Origin of the sequence: Rickettsia australis str. Phillips (assembly GCF_000273745.1) — a bacterium.
In the GTDB taxonomy this organism is placed as follows: Bacteria; Pseudomonadota; Alphaproteobacteria; order Rickettsiales; family Rickettsiaceae; genus Rickettsia; species Rickettsia australis.
Map to the genome: position 1 here is coordinate 1 of NZ_AKVZ01000038.1, position 1,514 is coordinate 1,514.

Below are 1,514 nucleotides of genomic sequence, written 5' to 3' on the forward strand. Positions count from 1 at the left end.
GCTACTTTTTTAATAACAGAAGATACCAACTTAAGAAAAACAATTAACGCTGATCAAGCACAGGCTAAACTTGATGATTTAAGAACAGCTATTTTAAGCACAATAAAATTTGAAGAATTAATTACAGTAAATTTACCTAAAAATGAGTTTATTGCTATAGTCAAGGAAAAAGAACCTGAATTATTAAAAGAGTTTTTAAAAGCTACTACTATCAAACTAGAAGGTAATAATAATTTAGATCAATTAAGATTAGTTTTGCCTTCATTTACAGGTATGAGCAATGAACAAGTAAGAATTCTTGCTAGTAAATTAAATATGAATATAATATTAAAAGCTCTTAAAGAGTACTCACAAGAAAAAGCTAAAAAACACATCCATACCGGAAACATGCCACCACCGCCACCGCCACCGCCACCGTCCGGTTCAAAAGATTCGGAATTAGCTTATCTCACAACTTTAGGGATTACTAAAGATTGGATAAGTAGAATTACTAGATTAAATGTCAATACATCTACATCTACTTTTAAAATAACTCCAAAAATTTATAACTTTAGCTCAGATATAGCTGTAAGATATAAAGAATTTGCTTTATCAGGACAAAAATCAGCAGGACATAAAGCAAAATACTCTGATGCCGATTTGTTTAAAAAAGCTATAGTGGAATCAGTAGCATTTGAGCATTCAAAAAATTTATCTAAAGTTCATCAAAATAATACGTATTTTGCAAAAATCCAAGAAGCAGTCGACACTATGCACTCTAGCTTTATAGGTCCTAGAACTGAAATAGGACAAAAAATACATAATATTTATACTTCTAAACTTTTGGAATTAACAAAAGATAAAGAATTTATTAAATATGTTGAAGATGATATTATACTTAGTAAAAAATTAACGGAGGCGTTTACTTCAGCTGATTCTGATTTTATAGGCCCTAGAACTGAAATAGGACAAGAAGTACATAATATTTATACACAGCAATTAACAAAATATCCAGAAGAAACGGTAAAAGAGGCATTTAATACTGCTAACTCTGATTTTATAGGTCCTAGAACTGAAATAGGACAAGAAGTACATAATATTTATAAATCCAAACTTTTAGAGTTAGCAAAAGATAAAAAATTGTTTCTATTTGTTGAACAATTACTAGCAGAGTCTGCTGAACTAGAACAAAAATATGGTAGTGATGTTCAATCAGAAAATAATAACCAGGAAAAGAAAGTAGGGCGTTTAGATCCGAAACAATTACGATTATTCCAACAAGAAAACGAATATGCAAATGACGAATCCTCAACAAAGGATAATACACAACCTGAAGATAGTAATAAAAAGTCAGAGGAATCCAATTCAGAAACCGCTGTATCACCTAGGTTACTGAGTTCTAACGATAGCAAAAATGATAAATCATCAGATAATAAAAAATCACTTCTAGACTTAAGATCTAGTGATGAAGAAGATAAAGGATATGAAACTGATGAAGAATTAGAAGAAAGCAATAATACAACTGAAGAAGAATC

At 30.1% G+C, this 1,514-nt stretch carries 1 pseudogene; it reads left to right on the forward strand.

Features of this window, described 5'->3' with window-relative positions:
• Positions 1-1,514 (forward strand): annotated as a pseudogene (locus A452_RS08770) (autotransporter outer membrane beta-barrel domain-containing protein); the annotation flags it as partial.